This is a genomic window from Streptomyces sp. NPDC051364 (assembly GCF_040682115.1).
Classification (GTDB): domain Bacteria; phylum Actinomycetota; class Actinomycetes; order Streptomycetales; family Streptomycetaceae; genus Streptomyces.
The window spans coordinates 584,837-611,362 of record NZ_JBFBAH010000002.1 but is presented as its reverse complement, the minus strand read 5'-3'; the positions used below and the strand labels follow the sequence as shown (position 1 = coordinate 611,362).

General features: G+C 68.2%; 18 protein-coding genes and 4 pseudogenes. 19 read left to right on the top strand and 3 right to left on the bottom strand.

The features are described 5' to 3' along the window. Window positions 1-639 precede the first annotated feature (639 nt). From AB0M76_RS06520 to AB0M76_RS06510, 3 genes are all read left to right on the top strand, one after another. Window positions 640-1,077: a hypothetical protein gene (locus AB0M76_RS06520; protein ID WP_365951827.1), complete on the top strand. Its 438-nt coding sequence runs from the start codon at window positions 640-642 to the stop codon at window positions 1,075-1,077. A 57-nt stretch (window positions 1,078-1,134) separates the two neighbouring features. Next, window positions 1,135-1,779: a Crp/Fnr family transcriptional regulator gene (locus AB0M76_RS06515; protein ID WP_365951826.1), complete on the top strand. Its 645-nt coding sequence runs from the start codon at window positions 1,135-1,137 to the stop codon at window positions 1,777-1,779. Window positions 1,780-1,883: 104 nt separating this feature from the next. Further along, window positions 1,884-2,684: a hypothetical protein gene (locus tag AB0M76_RS06510; protein WP_365951825.1), complete on the top strand. Its 801-nt coding sequence runs from the start codon at window positions 1,884-1,886 to the stop codon at window positions 2,682-2,684. A 544-nt stretch (window positions 2,685-3,228) separates the two neighbouring features. Here the strand turns inward: AB0M76_RS06510 and AB0M76_RS06505 are convergent. Then, complete coding sequence (locus tag AB0M76_RS06505) at window positions 3,229-3,831, bottom strand: isochorismatase family protein (RefSeq protein ID WP_365951824.1); 603 nt, start codon at window positions 3,829-3,831, stop codon at window positions 3,229-3,231. Window positions 3,832-4,359: 528 nt separating this feature from the next. Here AB0M76_RS06505 and AB0M76_RS06500 point away from each other — a divergent pair. Genes AB0M76_RS06500 through AB0M76_RS06480 form a run of 5 tightly spaced genes read left to right on the top strand, consistent with a single transcriptional unit; the run spans window position 4,360 to window position 9,393 of the window. Beyond that, a complete protein-coding gene (locus AB0M76_RS06500) occupies window positions 4,360-5,073 on the top strand; it encodes an urease subunit gamma (RefSeq protein ID WP_365951823.1) in 714 nt (237 codons plus the stop codon). Window positions 5,074-5,078: 5 nt separating this feature from the next. Further along, the gene (locus AB0M76_RS06495) at window positions 5,079-7,052 is read left to right on the top strand and encodes an urease subunit alpha (RefSeq protein ID WP_266998406.1); all 1,974 of its coding nucleotides are present in this window, start codon (window positions 5,079-5,081) and stop codon (window positions 7,050-7,052) included. A gap of 49 nt (window positions 7,053-7,101) precedes the next feature. Continuing rightward, on the top strand, window positions 7,102-7,776 hold the full coding sequence (locus tag AB0M76_RS06490; protein ID WP_266845737.1) for an urease accessory UreF family protein: 675 nt from the start codon (window positions 7,102-7,104) through the stop codon (window positions 7,774-7,776). A 34-nt stretch (window positions 7,777-7,810) separates the two neighbouring features. After that, complete coding sequence (gene ureG / locus AB0M76_RS06485; RefSeq protein WP_266661580.1) at window positions 7,811-8,512, top strand: urease accessory protein UreG; 702 nt, start codon at window positions 7,811-7,813, stop codon at window positions 8,510-8,512. Next, window positions 8,509-9,393: an urease accessory protein UreD gene (locus tag AB0M76_RS06480; protein WP_365951822.1), complete on the top strand. Its 885-nt coding sequence runs from the start codon at window positions 8,509-8,511 to the stop codon at window positions 9,391-9,393. Before ureG ends, AB0M76_RS06480 begins: the two co-directional genes overlap by 4 nt. Window positions 9,394-9,757: 364 nt before the next feature. On the opposite strand, the pseudogene AB0M76_RS06475 reads toward AB0M76_RS06480, so the two are convergent. Beyond that, window positions 9,758-10,216: pseudogene (locus AB0M76_RS06475) on the bottom strand (DDE-type integrase/transposase/recombinase); the annotation flags it as partial. 66 nt (window positions 10,217-10,282) lie between these two features. Between AB0M76_RS06475 and AB0M76_RS06470 the strand changes: the two are divergent. From AB0M76_RS06470 to AB0M76_RS06450, 5 genes and pseudogenes are all read left to right on the top strand, one after another. Next, window positions 10,283-11,488, top strand: a pseudogene (locus tag AB0M76_RS06470) (IS3 family transposase). A gap of 862 nt (window positions 11,489-12,350) precedes the next feature. Next, window positions 12,351-14,336 carry an RICIN domain-containing protein gene (locus AB0M76_RS06465; RefSeq protein ID WP_365951821.1) on the top strand — a complete coding sequence of 662 codons (1,986 nt, stop codon included), beginning with the start codon at window positions 12,351-12,353 and terminating at the stop codon, window positions 14,334-14,336. A gap of 142 nt (window positions 14,337-14,478) precedes the next feature. Then, the gene (locus AB0M76_RS06460) at window positions 14,479-15,102 is read left to right on the top strand and encodes a hypothetical protein (protein WP_365951820.1); all 624 of its coding nucleotides are present in this window, start codon (window positions 14,479-14,481) and stop codon (window positions 15,100-15,102) included. A gap of 928 nt (window positions 15,103-16,030) precedes the next feature. Beyond that, window positions 16,031-16,864 carry a papain-like cysteine protease family protein gene (locus AB0M76_RS06455; RefSeq protein WP_365951819.1) on the top strand — a complete coding sequence of 278 codons (834 nt, stop codon included), beginning with the start codon at window positions 16,031-16,033 and terminating at the stop codon, window positions 16,862-16,864. 14 nt (window positions 16,865-16,878) lie between these two features. Continuing rightward, window positions 16,879-17,814 (top strand): hypothetical protein, encoded by a 936-nt coding sequence (locus AB0M76_RS06450; protein ID WP_365951818.1) that lies wholly within the window; start codon window positions 16,879-16,881, stop codon window positions 17,812-17,814. Between the two features lie 409 nt (window positions 17,815-18,223). Here AB0M76_RS06450 and AB0M76_RS06445 read toward each other — a convergent pair. Beyond that, a pseudogene (locus AB0M76_RS06445) lies at window positions 18,224-18,681 on the bottom strand (transposase); the annotation flags it as partial. Window positions 18,682-19,628: 947 nt separating this feature from the next. Here AB0M76_RS06445 and AB0M76_RS06440 point away from each other — a divergent pair. The 6 genes and pseudogenes from AB0M76_RS06440 to AB0M76_RS06415 all read left to right on the top strand — a co-directional run bounded on the left by AB0M76_RS06440 (window position 19,629) and on the right by AB0M76_RS06415 (window position 26,407). After that, a pseudogene (locus AB0M76_RS06440) lies at window positions 19,629-20,857 on the top strand (SpoIIE family protein phosphatase). 1,334 nt (window positions 20,858-22,191) lie between these two features. Beyond that, window positions 22,192-23,595: an ATP-binding protein gene (locus AB0M76_RS06435; protein WP_365951817.1), complete on the top strand. Its 1,404-nt coding sequence runs from the start codon at window positions 22,192-22,194 to the stop codon at window positions 23,593-23,595. A 20-nt stretch (window positions 23,596-23,615) separates the two neighbouring features. After that, the gene (locus tag AB0M76_RS06430; protein ID WP_365951816.1) at window positions 23,616-24,005 is read left to right on the top strand and encodes a roadblock/LC7 domain-containing protein; all 390 of its coding nucleotides are present in this window, start codon (window positions 23,616-23,618) and stop codon (window positions 24,003-24,005) included. 38 nt (window positions 24,006-24,043) lie between these two features. Further along, window positions 24,044-24,358: a DUF742 domain-containing protein gene (locus AB0M76_RS06425; RefSeq protein ID WP_365951815.1), complete on the top strand. Its 315-nt coding sequence runs from the start codon at window positions 24,044-24,046 to the stop codon at window positions 24,356-24,358. Next, a complete protein-coding gene (locus AB0M76_RS06420; protein ID WP_365951814.1) occupies window positions 24,339-24,962 on the top strand; it encodes an ATP/GTP-binding protein in 624 nt (207 codons plus the stop codon). Before AB0M76_RS06425 ends, AB0M76_RS06420 begins: the two co-directional genes overlap by 20 nt. Beyond that, on the top strand, window positions 24,959-26,407 hold the full coding sequence (locus tag AB0M76_RS06415) for a cytochrome P450 (protein WP_365951813.1): 1,449 nt from the start codon (window positions 24,959-24,961) through the stop codon (window positions 26,405-26,407). The genes AB0M76_RS06420 and AB0M76_RS06415 overlap by 4 nt, the downstream gene beginning before the upstream one ends. The last annotated feature ends 119 nt before the right edge of the window (window positions 26,408-26,526 follow it).

The window sequence follows — 26,526 nt, the reverse complement described above, 5'->3', positions numbered from 1 at the left end:
CCACCAGCAGCTCCGCCCTAATACGACTCGCGGTTCGAGCAGAGTGAATTTCAGCCAGCCCCTCTTGCACGGCAAGGGGGAGGACAACGCAGAACACCGCAGGTCCGGGCTTCAGCCTGCCTTGTCCCGCCCATGCACGCACGCAAACGCAGCCACGATTGGTCCAGGTACCGGACCGCCGTCCAGCAGGGGCCGACCGGTGCGAGGCGCGCATGCGAGGTCCGTGTCGCCGTCGGTAGCCTGGCAGACAGATTCTCGGCCTCGCTCTCTGAGCCATCCGCCACCCCCGCGCCTTACTGCTCCCCCGTACCCGCGACGCGTCCCGAAATCACACACGCAATCCGTCGTGCCGACACTGGCCACCCACTCCAGGGTTCCTGAAACAGTTTTCCGCCACCAACCACCCCGAATGCTGAACCACTCAGCCTTGTGGTTCAGATCCAGCCGGGCCGCCGACTGTGATCGACCGATCGCGGCCGGTACCACTTGGTGGGCACCTACGTGCCGGTCGCCTGCGCAGACTGCTGATTCAAGTCGCAAGGCAACGAGAAGGAGAAGGCAGTGGAAGGATCCGGGCCGCAGAACGTCCCGCTGTCCGCCTCGGCAACAACCGGTGTCCCCCCGAGCAGGACAAGCAGGATGTTCGTCGAGGTGCAGCGTGCGGATACGAAAGCGACGGCGCTGTGCGGAGTCACCGGTGCACTACTTGCGATCACGGCGGGGATGGCGGTGTCCACACCAGTCGGCTCGTCGCGCTTGCTCAGCGCGGCTGTGGCACTGGTGGGCACCCTGCTCGGGGCAGCCCTCATATCGGCGCTGAGGGCCCTGCGTCCCGTCTTCCCCAAGGACGACGGGCTCGTTTGGCGTGAGGAGTTCGTCGCCGAAGGCAGTGGAAGCGGGCACGCGCCGACATCCGTTCCGCGCCCGGTGAACTGCACGCAGGGACCGGAACGTGAGGCCGCTCTGACCGCCCTCGCGCGCCGGAAGTTTCGGGCGATCAAGGTGGCCGTCGATTTCACCGTGGCCGCAATCAGTGTGGCCGGATTGGTCCTGTTGCTCACCTTCCTCGCGTCCTGAAACTCTCACCCTCTGTGGGATGGTCCCTACGTTTGGGGGGATATGTATCAGTCGCACATGGCAGTGATCGGCGAGAGTCTGTGGTCGCAGTTGCGTGGCCTCGCCCCCGTGCGGATGCGCCCGGCCCGCAGCGTCCTTCTGCGGCAGGGGGATCCCGGCACCCATGTGGTCCTGCTGGCTTCGGGATCGACCCTCGTGACGCTGACGGGGCCGAACGGAGAACGGGCCCTGCTCGCGGTACGCGGTCCCGGTGAGCTGCTCGGCGAACTGGCCGTCCTGGATGCCCAACCCCGCTCGGCTTCCGTAATCGCCGCGGAATCCTGCCGCGTACACCTCATTCCGGCCCCCGAATTCCTTTCCTTCGTCGAGAGCAACGGCCTGCTCAACCCGTTGCTGCGCCATGCAATCGCGCGGGTCAGAGAGTCCGAGGCCGTCAGGCTCGAACTCGCCACCGCGTGTGTTCCCGTACGCCTGGCCGGTGCCCTGAGCCGGCTCGTGGATGCGGCCTCGACGAATCGGCCGGCGGTCAGTGTCCGACTGACTCAGGAAGAGCTCTCCCAGATGATCGGCGCTTCCCGCAACGCCGTCGGTACGGCGATCAAGCCGTGGCGGGAAGAGGGCTGGCTGGAGACAGATCCGGGCGGCGGACTGCTGATCCACGACGTCACATCGATCGGGGCCCACGCCCGCAGCACGATGTGACCGGCCGCACCCGGGTGGTGCCCAGTAGTGGGCACCACAGCGCGCCCGGGCCGATCAGCATGGGGCACTCAATCCACCGTCGTGACCGAAAGGTCGGTGACAGCATGCCCCTTACCCCTCCCTCGTCCCTCAATGTCCCTCCGGAGCAGGCGCTCCTGGCCATGGACATGCAGGGCTACAGCCAAATCCCGGACGCCAAGATGGCACCGGTCCGTTCGGACCTGGACGACGTCCTCACCAACGTGCTGGCCCACATTGGGCTGCAGGACCCACGAGACCGGCCCGGTGCAGTCAAGGACACCGGCGACGGGGCCATCTTCGTCATGCCCGCCAAGGACATCGCACGGCTGGTCGACCCGCTGCTGGAACACCTGCACGCGGCGCTCGTCCGGTACGACCGTGAACGGCTCGCCAGCGCTCCGGCGATCCGGTTGCGTGCCGCCGTGCACGTCGGACCGCTTTCCCTGCCCGACCACCGTGGCGACGCCATCAACGAGGTGTGCCGACTGCTCGACAGCCAGGTCGTGCGCACGGGCCTGACCGTGGCCCGGGAACACCGGAGCGGCTTTCTGGCCGCCGTCGTCTCGGAGGCGGCGTTCCGCCGCACCGTCCGTGCGGGACGCACACCGGACCTCAACGAAGAGCACTTCCTCCGGGCCACGGCGCGGGTGGAGGGCAAGAAGTTCGAGGAGCCGTGCTGGCTGTTCGTACCCCAGATGACACCGCGAGCCCTCGCCCCGCTCATCGACCCGGACCCACCCGGAGGTGAGGGCGGAACGGCTGCGCCGACGGCGTCGGCCGGCCCGAGCAGCGCGCCCGCTGTCTTCCAGTTCAACGGCGAGATGACCGACACCACTGTCATCAACAAGGTCGGGACGATGCGCATCGACCGGCGCCGGATCTGACTCTGCCCGTGCCCTCGCACCCCCACCGTGTGGAAAGGAACCAGAGAGCGTATGTCCGACGATCGTCCCCTTCATTTCCCCCTCCCTTCCGACGAGTCCGCCCCTCCTCGGACGGGAGGGGACAGCAGGACTCCGTCGCCGTCCGGCCTGAGTGGTGACGCCGCCGAAGGTGCGGAGGCCACAAGCAACAGGCGGGCGGATCCGGCAGCGTTCGTCCGGCCCTCCGTACCGGATGCCGGGCCGGCACTGATCACGGTGAACCGTCCGGAGTTGTTCGTCAACCACGCCGACAAGATCATCAACGAGACCCGCAAGCAAGGGATCCTCGAAGGCCCCACTCTTCCTCGTCACCGGATCAAGCTGGAACCGATCGTCCGCGAAGGCCAGTGGGCCGAGACGTGGCAGCAGGCTCTGGATCCGGCAGGAGTACGCCCGCGGAAGAAACGTATTGATCATTGTCGCCCCGTCAGTAACCCACCACCCCAGTTACACCGCTCGATTGACAGACTCGCTGCACGTGATGACGTGTGTTGGCGACGGCCGCTTATCGCGGGGCGGGTGCCTCACCGGAGAAGGTGACGCCTGCCTGGCGGAAGTCGTCCAGGGTCGACGCTGTGGTGTCAGGGGCGACGCCTACCGAGTAGTCCAGGAGTACGCGGGCGCGGAACTCGGCCTTGACGGCGTCCAGCGCGGTCGCGCGCACGCAGTGGTCCGTGGCGATGCCCACCACGTCGACGTCTTCCACACCGCGGGCGCGCAACCAGTCCGCCAGGGATGTGCCGTGTTCGTCGGCGCCTTCGAAGCCGCTCTTGGAGGCACTGTGGGCGCCCTTGAAGAAGACGGCATCCACCTTGCCGCCGGTGACGGTCGGGGCGAAGTGGGGGTGGAACTCACCGCCCTCGCCTCCCGCCACACAGTGCACGGGAAAGCTGTCCTTGTAGTCGGGTGTGTCGGAGAAGTGGCTTCCCGGATCGATGTGGTGGTCCCGGGTCGCGACGACGTACTGGTATTCGTCACCCGCGCTCCGCTCGACGAGGTCGGCGACCGCCGTCGCGATCCGCGCGCCGCCCGCGACGGGCACACTGCCCCCTTCACAGAAGTCCTTCTGCACATCCACCACGATCAGGCCTCGGCTCGTCACATACATCCTTCGGCACGACAACACGGCCCTCGCGTTTTACGGTGCCTCTCCCGGCCACCGGAAGCCCCAGCGGACTGTGCTCACCCGCATGGCGTAAGGGCATCACCGCAGGAACGATTCGCACGCCCGATGCCGGTCGAGCTCACCGCGCGGGCCGGGCGCACGGAATGCCCGTTGAGCCCCCGTGGTCCGATCCGCCGGGCGCCGGATGCCAATTTCTGCATCCGGGGGCGGAGCTGGTCGGCCCAGTTGCCGCGGGGAGGGGTTCCTATCATTCCCGGCACGGTTTTTTGGGCGCTCTGTTCCGGTGACCACTCATTTGAGTACCGTGCAGCCAGTACGTCGCTTTGGTCCCATCGGCGTGATCACGATGGTTTCACGTTGAGTTGGGGCTGGATGGCCACGGAGCTGTGCCAATAGCGCCGGAAACAATGCCGTAGAGGGCAGGTCCGGACTGTGGGTGCGCGTGGCCGCGTCCTCGGCTCATGGCCCAGAGCAGGAGCCCTGGGCGGGAGCGACTGCAGGGAAGTGACTGTGCACCTGACCCCCCACGAACAAGAACGTCTGATGATGCACGTGGCGGCCGATGTCGCGGAGAAGCGGCGGGCACGCGGCGTGCGGCTGAATTATCCCGAGACAATGGCGGTGTTGATCGTACATGTCCTTGAGGGGGCCAGAGACGGTAGGACCGTCGCCGAGCTGATGTCCTCCGGACGGAAGGTGCTGTCCCGGGAGGAGGTCATGGAGGGCGTCCCGGAGATGATCGAGAACGTCCAGGTGGAGGCGACGTTCCCCGACGGCACGAAGCTGGTCACGATTCACGGCCCCTTCCCCGATGCAGCCGGGGACGAAGAACCGGTCGTCTCTCCAGGGAAGGTGGACTTCTCCCCGCGGAAGGGTGACGAGGTGGTGATCTTCAACGAACGCCATCGGCAGCTGAACCACGTAACGAAGATGACCGTCATGAACCCGACCGACCGCCCCATCCAGGTCGGCTCCCACTACCACTTCGCCGAAGCCAACGACGGCCTCAGGTTCCCCCGTAAACAAGCGTGGGGCCTGCGTCTGAACGTGCCCGCCGGCAGCTCCGTACGTTTCGAACCCGGCATCACCGAAGAGGTCGAGCTCGTGCCCATCGAGGGCGCCCGCGTCGTTCACGGTCTGCGCGACAAGGTCAAGGGCCTGCCCCAGAAGGTCAAGGGCTCGCTCGACAACGTCAAGGGATCGTTCGACAGGGAGCAGGTGTGAATTCCATGGCTCAGTGCCCCGACTGTTCCTGCTGCCACGACGAACCCAAGCCGTCCGACCCGTTGACCCGCGCCGCCTACGCGGACCGGTACGGCCCGACGACCCGCGACTGTATTCGCCTCGCCGACACCGCATTGCGAATCAAGATCGAGGACGACTGGTCCGGAGGCCCCGGGCGCAGCGGCAACGAGATGGTCTTCGGCGGCGGCAAGGTGATCCGTGAGTCGATGGGCCAGTCCATCGTGCCGCGTGATCCGGGCAAGGCCAGGCCCGGCAAGCCTGCCGGCGATACCGTCGCGGTACCTCCGGACACGGTCATCACCGGCGCGGTCGTCCTGGACCACTGGGGCGTCGTAAAAGCGGACGTCGCCATCCGGGGCGGGAACATCGTCGCGCTGGGCAAGGCGTACAACCCCGAGACGATGGACCCTCTGCACGAGGAGGGGGCTAGTCACAACGGTATCGGCCCGAGGCCCACCGACTTCGTCATCGGTCCGGACACCGAAGTCATCGCGGGCAAGGGGAGGATCCTCACCGCCGGCGGCATTGACACACACGTCCACTTCATCTGCCCCGACCAGGTACATGAGGCGCTGGCCGCGGGGGTCACCACGCTCATCGGCGGCGGTACGGGGCCGGCGGAGGGCAGCACGGCCACCACCGTCACACCGGGCTCGTGGCACATCGACCGGATGTTTGAGGCGCTGGACGGCTTTCCGGTGAACATCGGACTCCTCGGCAAGGGCGCCACCATGTCGAAGGAGTCCATGCTCGACCAGGTGGACGCCGGCGTCATCGGACTCAAGATCCATGAGGACTGGGGCGCGACCCCGGCCGTCATCAAGAAGTGCCTGGAGGTCTGCAAGGAGACCGGGGTTCAGCTCGCGCTCCACGCCGACTCGTTGAACGAGGCCGGCTTCGTCCAGGACACCATCGACGCAATCGACGGCCGCTCCATCCACATCTTCCATGTCGAAGGTGCCGGCGGTGGCCACGCCCCGGACATGATCAAGATGGTGAGCGAGCCGAACGTGCTGCCCGCCTCCACCAACCCCACCCGGCCACTGACCGTCAACACGGTCAAGGAGCACTTCGACATGGTGATGGTCTGCCATCACCTCAACCCGAAGGTCGAGGAGGATCTGGCCTTCGCGGACTCCCGGATCAGGCCCTCCACGATGGCCGCCGAGGACATCCTCCATGATCTCGGAGCCATCTCGATCATGTCCTCGGACGCCCAGGCCATGGGCCGCATCGGCGAGATGATCATGCGTACCTGGCAGACCGCCCACGTCATGAAGGTCCGCCGCGGCTTCCTGGAAGAAGACCAGCCTCTGGACAAGCCGGAGGCCGAGCCGAAGAGCAAGAAGGCCAAGGACAAGACGCCGGCGGTTACGACTCCGCCGGCCGAACCGCCGGTGGCTGACAATCGGCGCGCCCGCCGGTACGTCGCGAAGTACACCATCAACCCGGCCCTCGCGCAGGGCATCGACGCTGTCGTCGGGTCGGTGGAGACCGGCAAGCTGGCCGACTTGGTGCTGTGGGAGCCGAAGTTCTTCGGGGTGAAGCCGCACGTGGTCATCAAGGGCGGGCAGATCGCCTACGCGCAGGTGGGCGACGCCAACGCGTCCATCCCCACCCCCCAGCCGGTGCTGCCTCGCCCGATGTGGGGTGCTACCGGTCTGGCCCCCGGCTCTCTCTCCTACAACTTCGTCACCGAGCGGGCCATCAAGAACGGTGTGGCCAAGGGCCGCAAGCTGACCAAACAGTTCAAGGCCATCACGGACACACGTCCCGTCAAGAAGGCCGACATGAAGGAGAACAGTGCCACCCCCCACGTCCGGATCGACCCCGACACCTACGAGGTCATCGTCGGCGGAGCGAAGGTGACAGACGTGACGACCTTCGTCGACGGCCAGATCGTCGACCGCGCCTACGTCTCCGAGCTTCCCATGGCACAGCGCTACTTCCTCTTCTGACCGACGACCCCGGCCCCCGCAGGACCTGAGCTGTGAAGAGGAACGAACAATGAACTGTGCCGCGCTGCTCATTCTGGCCGACGGCCGCTTCCCCGCCGGAGGCCACGCACACTCCGGCGGCGCCGAAGCGGCCGTGGCGGCGGGCCGGATCAAGGATGCCGGCTCGCTGGAGAATTTCTGCCGGGGCCGGTTGCACACTGCGGGCCTGGTCGCGGCGGCGCTGGCCGCCGCGACCGCCGCAGGGCATGATCCACTGGCGCTGGACGGGGCCGCTGACGCCCGCACCCCGGTGGCAGCGCTGCGGACCACAGCCCGCAAGCTGGGCCGGCAGATGATGCGGGCGGCCCGCGCCACCTGGCCGTCGCCCGAACTCGACGCCCTGGCCGCAGCCCGGCCCCGGGGCGCCCACCAGCCAGTGGTGCTGGGCCTGGCCGCCCGGTCGGCCGGCCTCACCCCCCTGGACGCCGCGTATGCAGCCGCATACGAAACCGTCAGCGGGCCGGCCACGGCGACAGTCCGGCTGCTGAGCTTGGATCCGTTCGACGCCACCGCGGTGCTGGCCCGCCTGGTCCCGGACATCGACCGTGTCGCGGCTGCCGCCGCAACGGCGGCCCAGCGCATCCCCGAAGAGGGCATCGACGCACTGCCCGCTGCCTCCGCGCCGCTGCTCGACATCACCGCACAGCAGCACGCCGCCTGGCCGGTACGCCTCTTCGCCTCCTGACCACCCGCCACGAGACACGACGCAAGGAGCCTGTATGCACCTCGGCCACGAACTCGACGAAGAGTTCCCCCGCCGGCACACCTACCGCGCCGCCGACCCTGCGCGCCCCGACGGAAGCCGACGCGCCCTGCGCATCGGACTGGGCGGACCGGTCGGCTCGGGCAAGACCGCCACCGTCGCCGCCCTGTGCCGGGCACTGCGCACCGAAGTGTCCATCGCCGTCGTCACCAACGACATCTATACCCGCGAGGACGCCGATTTCCTGCTCCGGGAGGCGGTCCTGCCACCCGAGCGGATCAAGGCCGTCGAAACCGGTGCCTGCCCGCACACCGCCATCCGCGACGACATCTCCGCAAACCTCGAAGCAGTCGAGGACCTGGAAGAGGAGGTCGGCTCCCTCGACCTGGTCCTGGTGGAATCCGGTGGCGACAACCTCACCGCCACCTTCTCCAAAGGACTGGTGGACAGCCAGATCTTCGTCATCGACGTGGCCGGCGGCGACGACATCCCCCGCAAGGGGGGACCCGGCGTCACCACCGCAGACCTCCTCGTCATCAACAAGACCGACCTCGCCCCCTACGTCGGCTCCGACCTTGATGCCATGGCCCACGACGCGAAGGCCCAGCGCGGTGACCTCCCCGTCGCCTTCACCTGCCTCAAGGAGGAAGGCGGCGTCAAACCGGTCGCCGACTGGATCCGCGAACGCCTCACCGACTGGACCGCGGGCCCCGCATGACCCTCACCACCGAGCACGCCCAGCCGACCGACCGCCACACACCTGTCACAGGCGTACGGGCCACGGCCCGCATCACGGCAGCAGCCAGGGGCGGCACCACCACCCTGCCCGTCCTCGACGGCGATGGCCCCTTCGAACTCCGGCGCCTTCGTTCCCGCGGCACGGAGGCCCGCGTATGCATCGTCGGCGCGATGAGCGCCCCCCTCGGCGGCGACCGGCTCCGCATCGAAGCCATCGCCCAGCAGCACTCGCAGCTCCACATCACCTCGACCGCCGCAACCCTCGCCCTCAAAGGGCCCACCACGGCACACGCCACCTACGACGTGCACCTGACCGTGGAAGAGCACGCGGAGCTCCACTGGCTGCCCAAGCCGCTGATCTGCGCGGCCGGCAGCAACCTTCGCCAGACGTGGACCATCGATCTCGCTCCCACCGCACGGCTCCTCCTGCGCGAAGAGCAGGTACTCGGACGCACCGGTGAACTTCCGGGCCACGTGGTTACCCGGCTCACCGTCCGACACGGAGAACACGTACTCCTTGACCAGGAAACCGAATACGGCCCAAGCGCACCAGGCTGGGACGGGCCTGCCGTCCTGGGCCACCACCGAGCGACCGGACAAATCCTCAGCGTCGATCCCGCCTTCGAGAACAAGCCACCCAAGATCCAGGTGCTCAGGGACGCGCCGGAAGACGGCCAAGCCATCCTCACCCCACTGGCAGGGCCTGCCGCACTCGTCACCGCCGTCGCCCCAGACGGCCTCCGCCTGCGCCACCTCATGAACACGGTCCATAGCACCCATCGACGCCCTGCCACGGCGGACCACACCCTCGCAGAAGGCCCTCCCACAGAGGCACCTCCCGGCATACCGGCGAACCTATAGACCGGTCAGACGAACGAGGCACCGGGACTGCTCGTTCACGCTGCCTCTCGTCCTTCCCACGTGTCGCTGCGGGCGGCCCGGCCCCGAGCAGGTCGCGGAAGTCAGCGCTGACACCGGCATCGACCGCGGGGCGTGGCGGCGCCCGCTCCACTTCGTACGGTTGCGTCTGGACGTGACCGGGGCGTGCCGACGTGCCGAAGTTCGGGGAAGGCGTACAGCCCTCAAGCGGCTGACCTGCCACAGCCCGCGCGCGATGGCGCGGGCTGGTTGGATGCGGCCGTACGGCAGCTGCTGAATCGTGTATCCATATCGTCGCGTCCGAGGCACGGGCCTTCCCCCGTGAAGGTGGGCACGCGGTTATTGGTCATGCGGCAAGCGTGAGTTTAGCGGTGTGGTGTCGGCGTTCGTATGCGTTGGGGCTGAGGTGGCCGTTGGCGGAGTGCCGGCGGCGGGTGTTGTAGCGGGTCAGCCAGGCGAAGACGGTCCGGCGGCAGCTGGCGGCGTCGCCGTAGTCGTGGGCGCCCTGGAGAGTCTCGCGTTTCAGGGATGCGTGGAAGCCTTCGCAGGCGGCATTGTCGGCGCTGGTGTCGACCGCGCCCATCGACCGGGTGACCCCGAGTTGGTCGCAGAGGCCGGCGAAGGCCCGGGAACCGTATTGCGCCCCGTGGTCGGAGTGGAATACGGCGCCGTCCAGGCCGCCGCGGGTCGCGGCAGCCATCCACAGTGCGTCGGCTACCAGGCCGGTGCGCATGTGGTCGGCGATGGACCAGCCGACGACTTTGCGGCTGAAGCAGTCCAGCACGGTCGCGAGGTAGAGGAACTCTGAGGCTGATCCTTTGGAGTGGACACCCCGACAATGGATCTCGATGGTCCAGGGAGGGATGTCCAGGTGGGACGCAAGTCTCCGTATCCGGAGGAGTTCAGGAACGACACTGTCGCGCTCTACCGCGCCGCGGCCGGGAAGCGGACGTACGCGGCGGTGGCCGCGGATCTCGGCATCACCGCGGAGTCGCTCCGGACGTGGGTCCGCAAGGACGAGGCCCAGGCCGTGCCTACGGGCCGCGACGGCAGCGTGAGTGCGGCGCAGGAGCTTGCCCGGCTGCGGGCTGAGTACGCCAGGCTGCTCAAAGCCGAGCAGGAGTGGCGGCTGGAGCGCGAGATCCTGCGCCGGGCAGCCGCCTATTTCGCCCGGGAGGTGAAGTGAGCACCCGCCGCTGGGCCTTCATCTCCGACCACCGTGCCGACTTCGGCGTCAAGCGGATCTGCCGGGTGCTCGGGACGTCCCGCGCCAGCTACTGCCGGCACTTGGCCACCGAACAGGCCCGCGCCGAGCGCCAGGCCGAGGAGAAGCAGACCGTGAGCGAGATCCGCGCCATCCACACCGAACACCATGGCGCCTATGGTGCCCCGCGCGTCCATGCTGAGCTGCGGGCGAGAGGGCGCAGGATCAACCGCAAGCGCGTCACCCGGCTGATGCGGATCAACCACATCGTCGGCCGGCACCTGCGGAAGAAGAAACGGACGACGATCGCGGACAGGACCGCGCCGCCCGCGCCGGACCTGGTGATGCGCGACTTCACCGCGGACGCCCTGAACACCAGGTGGTGCGGCGACATCACCTACATAGCCGTCGGCCCGACCTGGCTCTGCCACGGTGATCGACATCTGCTCGAGGAAGGTCGTGGGCTGGTCAATCGCGGACCACATGCGCACCTCGCTGGTCACCGACGCGATCGAGATGGCAGTCGCCGCCCGCGGCGGCCGGGTCCACGGCGTCGTCTTCCATACCGACAGGGGCGCCCAGTACAGCGCGGCCGCTTTCGTTGAGGTCTGCCGCCTGCATGGCATACGCCGCAGCATGGGCCGGGTCGGCTCAAGTTACGACAACGCCCTCGCCGAGTCGTTTTTCCAGGGCCTCAAGCGCGAGTTGCTCCACGGACGCCGCTGGACCTCGAAGGCACATACCCGGCTCGAGCTGTTCTGCTGGCTGTCCTACTACAACCCGCGCCGTCGCCACTCCGCGCTCGGATACCGCACACCAGCCGAGTTCGAACAACAACTGATCACGACACGTACGCTGTCGCTCGTCGCATGAAACCCGGTGTCCACTCCCAGGGATCAACCTCAACTCCCCCAAGAAGCTGGGCTTCTCCTAAAGCTTGAGAACGGTGCCTGAACTGCGTAAACGCCCCGTCAGGCACCGTTCCCTGGTCAGTACAGCTACCGAAGTCGGGTGCTTCCAGGGTTCATTCGCCTCCGATATCCCGCTTCATAGAGAAGATCCGGGCCATGCACGGCCGCGCTCCATCGCATGCACCTCCGCTTCCACCCGCACGCCGCCCAGTCGATGACGGCCAACCCGGGCCAGGATGGCGAGGAGGCCGAAGGGTCCACCAGTGACACACGGCCCGGTGTGTGCCGATCACCCGTGCAGGGGGCGTGAGTGCGACGGGATACGAGACGAAGATCCGGGCATAGGAGGTCAGTTCGGGCCCAGGCTGCACAACCCGTCGGCAACTGGACCCGTCACGCATCAAGGCCTCCGCATCGCCGAGTCGTCATCCTCAGGCGGAGCGGATTCCTCACTGCTCGTAACAGGAGGAATTCGGCCGGTAGTAAATAGGTGAATCACTGACTGAATTACCGTCAACAAGCCTCATCAATTATCTCGATTCCATAACGACGCCATCGAAAAAGCCTGGACCTTTCCTGGTCTACACGAATAACTAGCTTACTTTTAAACAGAGTTGACAGATCATCAGATTTGACCGCCAAGGTAACGGTCAGATACCTCAAAGCCAATTCCTGTTTGTCCGAATTCTCCACCTCGCCCGTCTGGCAGGGTTTCGTGCACCCACTCCTCCGACCAAGGATTTGAGGTGCGCATGACGGGTAGCCGTCGAAAGAAACGTGAACACCGGCGCAAACCCCGCCGGTTGATACTCCTCACTGCCGCCATGGCATCGGCGGCAGTGATAGCGGGGGGCATCGCCTACTCCGGACTGGGCGACAACGCCCAGGCGGGGACCACCACTCAGACCGACGCAGCCGCGGACACCCTCGTACCGGCCGCCGCACCAGTCCGCGATGCGGAGCCCGCGGCCATCGCGGACGCGCCCGCCAACGACACCGCGCGCGGCATGGTCTTCGACGGCCTCAAGGCCGCGCCGAAGGGCGACAAGTGCGTCGGCGTCTACCGCACGGAAGCCGGGCTCTGCAGCCACGGCCCCGACGCCCCGCCGAAGGACGTCGACATCAAGGCCGACGTCGCCCCTGCGGTCAAGACGAAGGCCGTGGCGGCCGATCCGGCCCGCCCGGAGTCCGGCGAAGCAGCTGCCGCCGGAGGCAGCGGGCGTCCTCAGGACGCGCCCGCCGCCGACGCGGCCACCGCCAAGGCCCCGGCGTCGAAGGCCCCGGCACCCGCTGGCGGCAGCGGCCAGACCGTGGCCGCCGGGCCCTCGGGGCAGACCGTCCAGTGCGACGGCGACGGCAGCAGCGGCAACCGCGTCCAGGTCGTGTACGTCCACGGCCCCGACCGCGACCGGTACTCCGAATACGTCGCTTCGTTCCGCAAGTGGGCCGCCGACGCCGACCTCATCTACTCCACGAGCGCCCAGGAGACCGGCGGCGTCCGGCACATCCGCTACGTGACGGCCGCCGACTGCACGCCGACCGTGCTCAACATGGAGCTCCCCGCCTCGGCGCTCGCTGAGTTCAGCGCCACCAACAACGCGCTGGCCGCCAAGGGCCTCGACCGCCGCGACCGCAAGTACATGATCTTCTCGGACACTCAGGTCTACTGCGGCATCGGCACCTTCGCCGGCGACGAGCGTCCGGGTCAGAACAACCAGAGCAACTTCGGCCCCTCCTACGGCCGTACGGACTCCGGCTGCTGGGGCGGCCACACCGCCGCGCACGAACTCGGCCACAACCTCGGCGCGGTGAACAACAGCGCCCCCAACACCAGCCGCGGCGCCCACTGCACTGACGAGTGGGACGTCATGTGCTACTCGGACACCCCGTACTACCCGCAGATGCGCAACGTGTGCACCAACCAGGCCGCCGAGAACATCCTGGACTGCAACCACGACGACTACTTCCACACCAACCCCAAGGCCGGAAGCTACCTGGCCACGCACTGGAACATCGCCGACAACCAGTTCCTGATGAAGGGCAAGGGCGGCAACCCGAACCCCGACCCCAACCCGCAGCCCACCACGAAGCCCACCCCCACCCCGACCAAGAAGCCCGGTGGCGGGCCGGCCGTGACCGTCGGCCAGGTCCGGTCCGACTCCGCGGTGGCAAGCTGGCCCAAGGTCGACGGCGCCGCCTGGTACCAGGTGCTCCTCAACGGCAAGCACCTCACCTGGGTCCAGTCCCAGACGCTGAACATCTACAACCTCCAGTCCGGCACGGAGTACAAGGTCGCTGTCTCGGTGCGCGACGCAGCCGGCCGTGACAGCGGCCCCGGCAGCGTCACCACCTTCCGCACCACCAGCGCCGGCGGCGGCACCACGACCCCCGGCACCCGCTACACCTTCGGCAACGGCAGTACCGGCATGGCCGCCGAGCTGTGGGGCGGCCGCGCCGCCGACGGCACCCTCCTCGTGGGCGCGCGGGCCAACGGCTACGCGCAGCAGCAGTGGCTGTTCGAGGACGCGGGCGGCGGCCTGGTCCGTATCAAGTCCGCGGTCTCGGGCAAGTGCCTGCAGGCGGGCGGCGCCCCCACCGCTGGCATGTGGATCGCCCAGCAGGCGTGCGGCAACGCCCCCACCCAGCAGTGGAAGCTGAACTCACGCTCCGGCACCACCCCCATTACCGACGCGAGCGGCGGCTACGCCCTCACCGTGAGCAACCGGCCGTACTACGGGGACTGGCTGCTCGACCTCCAGCGTGCCGACGGGCGCGCGTCCCAGGTCTGGACGGTCCAGAAGGTCGGCTGACCTTCGACCGTCTGATCAACCGTCGGCGGACGGCTGTATTCCCCATGCGGCCGTCCGCCGGCTCCCTCACGGCACCGCACCTCCGCCGCACCGCAGCGGTGGCGGCCACTCGCATCCCACCGCACCAGGGAGCACCACAACGATGCGTACACGCCACAGCTTCCCCGCCCGTACCGGACGCGGGGTCCTGTTCCTCCTCCTCGCCCAGGCCGTGGCCCTGGCGACCCCGGCCCAGGCCCACGGCGACACCGTCAAGGTCGTGATCAACGGGCAGCGGGAGGGCCACCTCACCACCGACATCACCTGGGAGAACGACGGGGACGCCATCGAGGAGGCGGTCGCCGCCACGGTGAACGCGACCAGCGCGGACGGCAGCCGCGCGATGGGCCCCTGGAAGCTGGTCCGGGACGCGGGCACGCGCACCGGCTGGAGCACGGCCGAGGTCCTGCCGGCCGGTACCTGGAAGGTGCACGTCCACGTCGGGTTCCCCTCACTGGGACACGCCGAACGCGAGGTCTCCGTACCGGTCGTCGACCCGGCGCCACCCAGTACTTCCGCCGCGCCCACCGCTCGCACTCCTGCGAGCCCCTCGGCCACGGCCGTGCCCTCGGCCGCCACATCCGCATCGCCCGCCCTGGCCGGCGGCGGCAGCACCTTCTCGTGGACCACGGCGGGCGTGGCCGTGGCCGCCCTAGCGGGGGCCGCTGGCGGGATGCTGCTGGTCCGCCGGGCCCGAGCCCGCAGGCAGGCGCGGGGCGACGGGTGAAGCGGTCGGTAACCAGGCCGTCGTGTGGCCCAGGCCTGCGTTCCACCAGCCCGTACGTGGCCGACTCCTCCGTCAGCGGCAACACCAGCGGCATCCAGCCGTACGCAGGCTACTGGCATATCGGGCGACGAGCTCTACTGGTGGCCGGACCGTCCGACGAGCAACTTCTTCGCCGGCCAGATCGACGAGACAGCCGTCTACCCGTCGGCGCTGACCCAGGCCCAGATCCCAGAACCACTACAACGTGGTCAAGGCCCCTCGGCCACGCTCACCAAGGTCACCGTGGCCGAGAACACCTATACCGACCAGGGCACCCCGAGCGCCACTAACGGCACGTCCCCTCGCTTGCCGTGCGCGGCAACCCGGCGTACGAGACCTACCTGCGCTTCAACCTGCCGGCCGCCCCGGCCGGCCAGGCCCTGAAGGCCGCCGCACTCCAGGTCAAGACCTCGACCCAGACGGGCGTCGGCACGGCCGACACCGTCTCCCCAGTCCGGTCACCGGCACCTGGAGCAGCGCGGGCACGACATTCACCACCAAGCCCACCCTAGGCACCACGCCGCTCGGCACGTTCGCGGCCATCCCCGACGGCTCAGCCGTCCACAGCGCCCAGCTGGCCACCGCCACACTCTCCGCGTCGCTGGGCACCAGCTACAGCATGGCCCTGACCAGCACGGGCACCGACCCGCTGTGGATCTGGTCCAAGGAATCAACGGCTACGGACGCCACGCCGCAGCTCCTCCTCACCTTCGGCCCGAAGTAACCACCCGACGGAGTGCGGGGCCGCCGAGCCAGGGGCCGCAGCCGCGCCCCCGGTATGTGTCCCGCACACCGGACGACCAGGTTGCCGGTCAAGCAAGTTCCCGCATTTCTCAGACCAAGGAGCATGATGCACAAACGTCGCTTGTCCCGCCGCAAGAAAGCTCTGATGGCCGCGAGCACCGCCTCACTCGCCGGCGGTCTGCTGTTCGGTTTCAATGCCCTCGCCCAGGCCGATGCGGTCAGCGGCACGGTCATCGGCGGGCAGAGCAACTACAAGACCGTCAACCACCGGGCCAAGCCGTCCCTCTCGGCCCAGGTGAACGGCTCCTCAAAGGTAGGCGACAAGATCCAGATGTCCTGCCGGACCACCGGCGACACCGTGGAGAACAACCCGCGGTGGATCTTCACCGGCTCGTACTACATCGCCGACACCTTCATCAACGAGAACACCACCGCCCTGCCGGTCTGCGGTTCGAGCCCGAACCCGAACCCGAAACCCACCCCCACCCCTGCCCCGACGACCGCGAAGACGCTCAAGATCGACATGCAGAAGCAGGTCAGGACCCAGTGGTGCTGGGACGCCTCCGGCGTGACCATCGCCAAACACTGGGGCCGCTCCGTCAGCCAGGAGCAGTTCTGCCAACTCGCCGCCCAGGGCTCCTGGGTGGACTGCAACAACCAGCCCGCGACGCTGGAAGACATGGCCAACGGCCTGGCCAGGCTGGGGCTGAGCAACAGCGGCCGCAGCCTGTATCGCAACGCCTCGTTCAGCGAGTCGGCCGCCGAGATAGCCGCAGGCCGGCCGTTCGCCGTCCGGATCGGCTGGCGCACCGGCGGTGGTCACATGAACGTCATCTACGGCTACGACAGCGCCACCAACATGGTCGCGGTCGGGGACCCGTGGCAGACCACCCAGACCTACACCTGGTGGAACCACGCCACTTACGTGAACAACAACTCGTTCCAGTGGACCCACTCCCGCATCGGGATCCAGGGCTGAGGAGAAGACCGACCATGCAGACCACGCGACACACCAAGCACACGGCAGTCCGGGCCGCCGTCCTCGCCACGGCCGCGCTCGCCGCCGCCCTGAGCGGAGTCGTTCCCGCACAGGCTGCGGAGGGCGACGGCATCGCGGGCTACCCGTCCGCCCAGCAGGCCGTCCGGAGCGGCCAACTCCGCGACACGGTCTCCCGCTTCCTGGTTTCGGCCCGGCAGCACGGCACGAGCCCCGGCGCGGACGGCGGCACCGTCGGCACCCCCGGCAACGCACCCGCCGCGGTCGCCGCGCCGCCCGGGTTCGATCTCAAGGACCCGGTGCCGATGTTCGAGATCAGCCCCGAGTTCGTGACCGGCAAGACCCAGGCGACCGCGCAGACCGCGATCCGGCTCTCCTACCTGGCCTCCCGGGTGACCGCCTCCGACGGCAAGAACGCCGCCGTACTGCTCGCACCCAAGGGGAACACCCCTACCACCGGAAGCAGCCCGCAGAACGTCGGCGCCGAGGGCTGGCAGCTGGCCGGCATCCGGGACGGGGACGCCGACGTCGGCTTCGCCGAGCGCGGCACTCCACAGGCCCGTACCTTCACGGAGCCACAGATCCACGCCTGGTACCGGCTCACCGCCGAAGGCATGGTCGAGCCGCTCAACGAGGAGGCGAACAGCGGCCTCGGCGGAAAGCGCGGCATCACCCTCGCCGCCTACCAGAAGCTGGTCACCGCCCGCTACGGCGACAAGATGCCCGGCTCGGAGTACGACCGCAAGGGCCTGGCCGGCGGGTACGGCGGCCTCGTGGAGGACCAGCCGGAGCAGGTCGCCGCCGCATCCGGGAAACCGGCGACGGAGGCGTCCTGGCAGCCGATCTCCGCCACCGGGGCCGCAGCCCTGGCGGCAATCGCCGGTGCGGTGGTGTACGCGCGCCGCCGACGGCCGGCCGCCGCCGTGCGCTAACCGCACAGATCCACCCGGCGTCGGTCCACAGGGATACGTGGGCCGGCGCCGGTGCAACTTCCGGGGGCGCGGCGCGCTGCCGAGGGCCTGTTCCGCCGAGGAGATCGTGCGCCACGTAAGCGGTGGCGCCGTGTCTCTAGTGGTGAGGGGCGGAGCGAGTGCCGCGGCGCAGGGGGAGGCGCATGCTACGTCGCTCTCGGGTACGCGGAGATGTGATCACAAGCGGGGCAACGTTTCGCTTCGCATCACCCACCGGAGATGTGGTCGGTCCTGACCTCAAGGTCTCGAACGGCCGTGCCGGGCCGGGATGCTCCAGTCTCGGTGGTAGCGGCAACCTTCGACCGCGCAATCCCGGACCGTACGAATCCGACGTCCAGGCTCTGCAGTTCGCGGACGATCTGGTAGAGGCTCAGGCCGACGCCGTTTCTTTGGGGGCTGCCAGCCGCTGGAGGGTGCAGAAGGCGTGTGCGACGGACACGAGGGTGCCGTGGTGGTGCCAGCCGCCCCAGGTGCGGCCCTCGAAGTGGGCCAGTCCCAGGGCCTGTTTCATCTCGCGGTAGTCGTGCTCGATGCGCGACCGGAGTTTCGCCAGGCGGGCCAGGGTGGTCAGCGGGGTGTTGGCGGGCAGGTCGGAGAGCCAGAACTGGACAGGTTCGCCCTGGTCGGCGGGCTACTCGGCCGGGAGCCCTCACGCCATTGCACCGGCTTCGCCGCGTTCCTGCCTGCCTCGATGACCAGCTGTTTCACCGACCGCGGCTTGTCCGGGCACTTCGCCACGGGTGGCCGTCCGCTCTCGGAGTAGGGCTCGGCCACCGGCACTGCCTCGCCCGACCGAGCCGAGAGGGTGGTGGAGATCCCCACCACGTAGTCCGCCAAGGCGTCCCGGACCGCATCGCGCCCACGCGAACGCGAACGGGGACGGGGACGGGGACGGGGACGGAGGAGCTTGGCGCAGTCCCAGTGCTCGCGGAACCCACCCACACCACGGACGAGCAGTCAGTGCACGTGAGGGAGCCTTCCGATACGGGCCGGGAGGCCATCGGACCAGCCCCCGCCGTCAGGCCCGTAGGTCAGCATCGGCGGGACACGGTCCGGTCCGATGCTGAGTTTTTGCTGACCCGGGCACCCACAGCAGCCGTGTGACCTGCGGAAACGCCCAGATGTCAGGTGTTGGACTTGAACATGGTTCGAAACATGAAGAAACTCCCGATTCGTCTGCTCCCTGCCTGCTCTCTCCAGGTCAAGGGCGTTCTCGGCAGACTACAAGCATTCGCATGTTCGGTCAGCTTTCCCCAGGTCTCTCAGGACTCATGCTGACAGATTGCCAACTTTTCCGACGCACCGTCAGGGCGGTTCGGCAGCTCTCTCGCGCCCTCTGACTCGCTGCCGCGAAGACGGCCGTTCCGGAACGTTCTGCGGGACGGGAAGACGCCGACCGGACCATTTCCGCGCAGGGGGCCTGCAATGCATAGAGCGGTCGACCGAACGGGTCGGTGAGGACCCGGACGTTCAGGCTGTACCGCTTGTGCTTGCTCAAGCAGCACGGGTGCCGGCGGCGATCCGGTCGATCGGCAGCAGCGCACCGTCCGGGGCGGTCTACAGATCTCGGGCGAGCTGCTCCGTCAGGTGCCACAGGGCACGGCTGGACAAATCGATCGACGACGGGTGGATAGGCACACGAAGCTCCTGGCGGAGATGGATGAGCTACCCAGGTGACTGCCGGGGCTCGTGCAGAGCGGTCCCGGGCCGGTGACGCGTTCCCTCCTATCGTGGAACTGCACACCATGACGCTCAGCGCCGAGGCGGACAGCAACATGAGGAAACCGGAAATCGACTACGCAGCGGTCTTCCGTGCCCTCCCCGGCATGGTGGCGCTGCTCACCCCGGACCTCGTGTACGCCGACGCCAACGACGACTTCCTGCGGCTGGCCGGGCGCACCCGCGAGGAGCTGTTGGGCCACTACATCTTCGACGTGTTCCCCGAGAACCCCAACGACCAAGCGGCGGCCGGCATGCGGGAAACCCGGGCGTCGATGCTGCGCGTGGTGGTCACCGGTGAGCGCGACACCATGGCGCTGCTGCGCTACGACATCGAGGATCCCGAGCGGCCCGGCCATTGGGTGGAACACTTCTGGAGCCCGGTCAACGCACCCGTGCTGGGCCAGGACGGTCAGGTGGTGCTGATCGTGCACCGGGTCGAGGAGGTCACCGAACTCATCCGAGCGCGCGGCGGGCCGGGCAGCGACAGCCGGGCACGTGTGCTGGAGGCTGAGCTCTACACCCGCGCCCGCGAACTGCAGGATGTCAACGAAGGCCTGCGCCGGGCTCAAGCGCGCGATCGCGAGGTCGCCCTGGCCCTGCAGGAGGCGATGCTGCCCGCCCCCACGCCGATCGGACACCACCAGGCAGCCGTTCGCCACCGGCCCGCTATCGGCACCCTGAACGTGTGCGGCGACTCGTATCACCTAGTCGACCTGCCCGCCGACCGCATCGCGGTCGCCGTCGGCGACGTCGTCGGCCACGGCCTGGCAGCGGCCTGCGTCATGGGACAACTGCGCAGCGCGCTGAGCGCGGCGGCCCGTGTGGCCGACGGCCCTGCCCAGGCACTTGAGGCCCTCGGCCTGTATGCCCGCCATGTCGACGGGGCCGAGTCGACCACTGTGGTGAAGGCCTTCATCGACTGGGACACCCACACCATCACGTACAGCAGCGCGGGCCATCCTCCACCCGCCCTGCTCAGCCCCGACGACACCGTGACCTTTCTCGACCAGGCGACCGACCGCCTCTCGGCGCGCGCCCCGAACACGTCCCGAGGCCGGAGGCCAGTACGGCCTTCACCGCGGGCGTCACTCTGGTCCTCTACACCGACGGCCTGATCGAACGCCGCACCGAGGACATCGACACCGGCCTGGCCCGCCTCGGCGACGCCCTCGCCCGCCATGGGCAAGCTGACCCCGAGGCCCTGGCCGACGCCCTCCTGGCAGACCTCCTCCCACCCACCGGCAACACCGACGACACGGCGCTGGTCATCATCCGCCTGTGACCCGCAACGTCCGCAGCCACGCCGGTGAGAATGGCACGGCCACCAGCCCCCGCCACTCGCGGGAACCGTTGAGGCCGTGGATGAGACGCCGTATCCAGGGGGTGTCTGGCTTCCCTCGGCGTTCGGCGAGCAGTACCGGGATGCGGCGAGCACTTTGCCGGTGGCGGCGTCGCGCCATTGGTACTGCTCGGTGAAGTTCGCTCCCGACAGCCCGTAGTTGTATGTGGTGGGGTCTGACTCCGTGGACGGCTTCATGCTCGTGGCGACGAACACGCGCCTGCCCGGAGGGCCGATGAGCGAAGTGGCAGCTTGGGTGCGCATGTCCGCCTTCCAGGCGAGGGAGAGCTTGCGCCGACGTAGGTCGATGGCCCTCCTGGAACGTGGCGTACTTCTCCCACCCCCCGGGGCGGCCCCGAGGTAGATCCGCAGTCGTCCACGCGCCATCGACCGGCTCCCGCCCGCCCGTCACACCCCTCGGCCAAGGCTGCGGACCGGCCCGTCGCGGGAGAGGACACCCGTCGTAGTCCTGGGACCCGTCCGCCCCATATCGCTGCCCGCGACCCAGACCAGGGACGCGATCAGTGCAGCCACGGCGGCGACAAGCACGGTCAGCGGGAGCCGGCGGCCACGCAGCCGGCCACAAGACCGATCAACATGATCCACAGCAGCGGCATGAAGGCCATCCAGGCCCAGCCACCGCCATTCCAGTACATCACCGCACCCACCTCTTCGAATGGAGGGCCAGAGGAACACGGATCCGCCCTCACCACCCGACAGACAGGTGACGTACGACGACGCCAACGCCGAGCCTGCAAAGGCGTCCTCGGTCCATGGCACGCACGGGCCTAGAGGCGGCGGAGGCCAGAGCCGAAAGCCATGAACAGCAAGCTGCTGGATGCGGTCGATTCCATGCATTTGCAGCGTGCGTCATGGCGGTGATCGATCAACTATGGGTCCGGATTGATCAACGGAGATTTCCGTTCCAGTCAGGGCCACTTGGCGTACCCGAACTGACTATGCTCGCCCCGCGTGTTGCGCTGCACTCACCGCGAGTCAAACGTCGCATTGCGCGCAGACGGAGCCTGGCACAGAGAGGCGTGACCACCTATCCGATCACGAACCGGCCCGTCGGGCGCACCCATTGGAACATCTTTGCGCGGCCGAGCGAAGTCCCGACCGTTCTTGTCGGCGCACCGCATCACGCCCAATCGACCAATTCCAGACTGTTTAGGGACCCTTCGATGGTTCGTGCAGGTTCAACCCCTAGAGCGCTGCCACGTGCAGTGGCTTCGGCATGGCTAATCCCCACTGGTGTCCTGGCTGGGGCCTGCGTCGTGGCGCTGATCTGTGTTTCCGCGCAGATACGCACGCCAGTTGCCTGGTGCGGCCTCGTCGCGGTCGTCCTGACGGCCATCACGTCGGCTGAGACGGCGCGCCGGGCGCGCTCGGCAGAGGCGGCCCGCTACGCGCGGGCGAATGCCGAGGTACAGCGGTACTACGCGCAACGCGAGACCGCACTGTTCGCGCGTTTGTCCGATCAGCGGGCCACCACTGTATGGCTCGCCGAAGAGCTCCTCCCCGCAGCTGTCGCCCGCCTGCAGAAGGGTGAGCCCACTTCGGAGATCCTGCAGTCCGTCCCGTTCGGGGAACATCTCGACAGCGAGTTCGCCGAAGCGCTCCGGGCAGCTCTGCGGACGCTCCTGGAAGCCGTGGATGCCGAGGAACGCACCCGGGACTCGTCGCAGCGGGCACTGGTGGCGATCGCCCGGCGGGTCCAGGCGATCGTGCATCAACTCGCCAAGGACCTGCGCGACATGCAGATCCTGCATGGTACGGATGTAGTGGTCTCCCATGGCCTGCAGGACATCGACCATCGCAATGCCCTGATCGGGCGCCTTGCGGCCAGCATCGCGGTACTCGGTGACGCCCGGCCCGGGCGCCAGTGGTCGAAAGCGATCCCGCTCTACGACGTCGTGCGAGGGGCCATGTCACGCATCGTGGATTATCCCCGCGTAAAGCTGCAGTCGGTGACAGAGGTGGCTGTGATCGGCCAGGGAGCCGAGCCGCTGATCCACCTGCTCGCCGAGTTGCTCGACAACGCCACGACCTTCTCGCCTCCGCACGCCCCGGTCGAGGTGACCGCGAACGAGGTGCCCTCTGGTATCGCGATCGAGATCGAGGATCGCGGGGTCGGGCTCACCGAAGAGGTCCGCCAGCGCATCGATCGCGTCATGGCTCAGGCATCATCCGGCATCGATCTGGCCGACCTGGGCGAGGCGACGCAGCTCGGCCTGCCCGTCGTCAGCAGGCTGGCCCGCGAGAACGGCCTCGACGTCGACTTGCGCACCTCCGCGTACGGAGGAGTGCGGGCCGTCGTGCTCGTTCCGCGGCGCCTGATCACCACAGTTCAGCCGCCTGCCCCGAAAGTCCGACAGTTCACGCCGAGGCCCACGGGCGCACCGACCATGCCGAAGCCGACGATGACGCGCGTTGCCTCAGCAGATTCCGTCGAGGTCGAACAGACCGCCAACGGACTGCCGCAACGGCGACGCGAGTCGCCCGTCCCGACACCGGTCGTCCGCACGACCCCTCATCCCCCCGCCGCTCCGGCCGCCACCCCGGGAACGGCCGGCGCACCCCGGCAGCCGGGCCTGATGTGGGAGGCGTTCAGCGGCGAAAAGAGGCCGGTCACGGGTCCTTCCATCCAAACCAGCGAGCCATCAGACGAGGGTGAGTAACCGTGCCGCCACTGCCCAACATGGACTGGATGCTCAAGGAGCTTGCAGCCAGCGTCCCGTACGTGCGACACGTGGTCGCGTTGTCATCGGACGGTCTGTGCATCGGTCAAGCGAACACGGAGCCCGACACCGCTGACGCGATCGCCGCTGCCTGCTCGGGCATCCAAAGCCTGGCGAAGGCCATCGCCCAGAAGTTCCCGCACGGAAACGGCTCGACCCACATGGTCGGGATCGAAGTCGACGGCGGATACTTCTCCCTCATGGCGGCCGGACCCGGGGCCTATCTCGCGGTGCTGGCCGATGAGGAGGTGGACGCAGGGTTGCTGGGCGACCGTATGCGTACGCTGGTGTTCCGGATCGGTCAGCACATGACCAGCCCACCTCGTGATGACATCGGGCAGGCGATGTGACGTCACAGAACCAGGACGCATGGGATGAAGGCAGTCCCGTGCCGCTTTATGTCATCTCCGGTGGCCCAGGTTCCTCGGCCAAAGCCTTCAACCTGGTCACCCTCGTCGCATCGAGGTCCGCACCCGAACCCGGTATGCAGCCCGAGCAGGCAGCCATTCTCGCCATGTGCCAATACCCGCTGTCGGTGGCCGAGATTTCCGCGTATCTCAGCCTGCCGTTCAGCGTCATCACGGTGCTGCTCTCCAAGCTCGTGGACCACGGGCGAGTTGAGGCCACTGCTCCCGTTCCTGTCGCAGCGATCCCCGAACTTGGCCTTCTGGAGGCGGTGATCCATGGACTACGCAGGCTCTGACGCACCCGCCGCCGGCCCTCGCCGCTCGGACGTGCTGCTGCCGCACGGCGCCAGGGGAGTCAAGGTCGTGATTGTCGGCGGCTTCGGGGTGGGCAAGACGACCATGGTCGGGGCGGTGAGCGAGATCCCGCCCCTGACCACCGAAGAAACCATGACTCAGGCCGGCGTCGGGATCGATCACAATCCCGGCGCGGAAGGCAAGAGCACCACGACCGTTGCTCTGGACTTCGGCCGCATCAGCATCAACGAGGAGCTGATCCTCTATCTCTTCGGCACGCCGGGACAGGAGCGCTTCTGGTTCCTCTGGAACGGCATCTTCGAGGGCGCGCTCGGTGCCGTGGTCCTCGTCGACACCCGGAGGATCGAAGTCTGTTTCGAGATCATCACCCGTCTGGAAGACCGCCGCGTCCCCTTCGTCGTGGCCGTCAACACCTTCCCCGAGGCGCCGCAGCACCCGACACCAGCCCTGCGCACTGCTCTGGCGCTCAACGAATCGGTGCCCATCATCACCTGTGACGCACGCGACCGGTCGTCCAGCCGCGACGCGCTGCTCTCGCTGATGGGCTATCTGTGCACCCTCGCCGCCGCTCAGGAGTCCGTATGACCGTCCCACCCGCTGACCACACCACCACGGAACCAGGGCTCGCCCCGCCCCCGGGTTGCCCGGCCCACGCCGCCACGGGACTCGACGCAGTGACCCGGCTCTGGGGCGCCGCTGCCGAGACCGACCCCATGGGCCTGTACGAAAAGTTGCGTGCCGTCCACGGCCCGGTGGCCCCCGTCCTGCTCGACGGGGACGTACGGGCGTGGCTCGTCCTGGGGTACCTCGAGAACCGTGATGTGGCCAGCCGCTCCACCCAGTTCTCCCGCGACCCCCGCACCTGGCACGGCTGGAAGAGTGGCGAGATCGACGCCACCACCTCGCCGCTGGTGCCGATGATCGGCTGGCGACCCGACTGCGTATGTGCGGACGGCGAAGAGCACCAGCGCCTGCGCGGCGCGGTCACCGCCGGCCTCGACCAGTTCGACCAACGCGGAATCCGCCGCCGCATCACCCGCTTCGCGCACCAGCTGGTCGATGAGTTCTGCGAAATGGGTAACGCGGAGCTGGTCGGTCAGTTCACCGAGCACCTGCCCATGCTCGTTCTCACCCACCTGCTCGGAATGCCGGACGAGTACGGTCCCAAGCTCGTGCACGCCGCCCGGGACCTCTTCAAGGGCACCGAAACGTCGCTCGCGAGCAACACCTACGTGCTGGAGACCCTCGAGCAGCTCGTCGTCGCGAAGCGCGCCCTGCCCGGGCAGGACATCGCATCCGTACTGATGGCCCACCCGGCCGGCCTCACGGACGAGGAGGTGCAACACCACCTGCGTCTCATCCTGCTTGCGGGCTATGAGACGACCGCCAACCTCATGTCCAACGTGCTGCGCATGGTGGTCACCGACCCGCGGTTCCGCGGGTCGTTGGCCGGCGGACAGATGACCTTGCCGGAAGCAGTGGAGCAAGTGCTCTGGGACGAGCCACCGCTGATGGTGTGCCCGGGCCGCTGGGCCACCGGTGACACCTCCCTCGGAGGACAGGAGATCAAGGCGGGAGACATGCTCCTGTTGGGCCTGGCCGCCGGGAACGTCGACCAAGCGGTCCGCCCGGACCCCTCGACCCGCGTGCACCACAACCGCGCGCACCTGTCCTTCAGCGCCGGCGCCCATGAGTGCCCCGGCCAGGACATCGGCCGTGTCATCGCCGACACCGGCATCGACATCCTGCTCACCCGGCTTCCCGACATCAGCCTGGCCGTGCCCGAGGGCGAGCTCACCTGGCGCTCCTCCACCTGGTCGCGGCATCTGACGGCGCTGCCCGTGAGGTTCGCGTCCCGCAGTCCGGAAGCGCATGATGTGCTGCCACCACCGCTGCCGGCCGCGCCCCCGCCGAGTACCGGTATGCCGAGGACGCCCCAATGGCCTCTCTCCGAACCGGAGTTGTTGCGCCCAACCGAACCCCGCACCTCGTGGCGAGCGCGGCTGAGGCAGTTTCTGCGGAGGCTGTAGGACTCGCAGCTCACATCAGAGCCGAGCACGACAGCCGAGGAGACTGCCGGACGGCACGGGTCGGCAGCCTCCTCACAGCTGGACGGGCACCAACCGAGTGCTCGTGCCGTCTGGCGTGA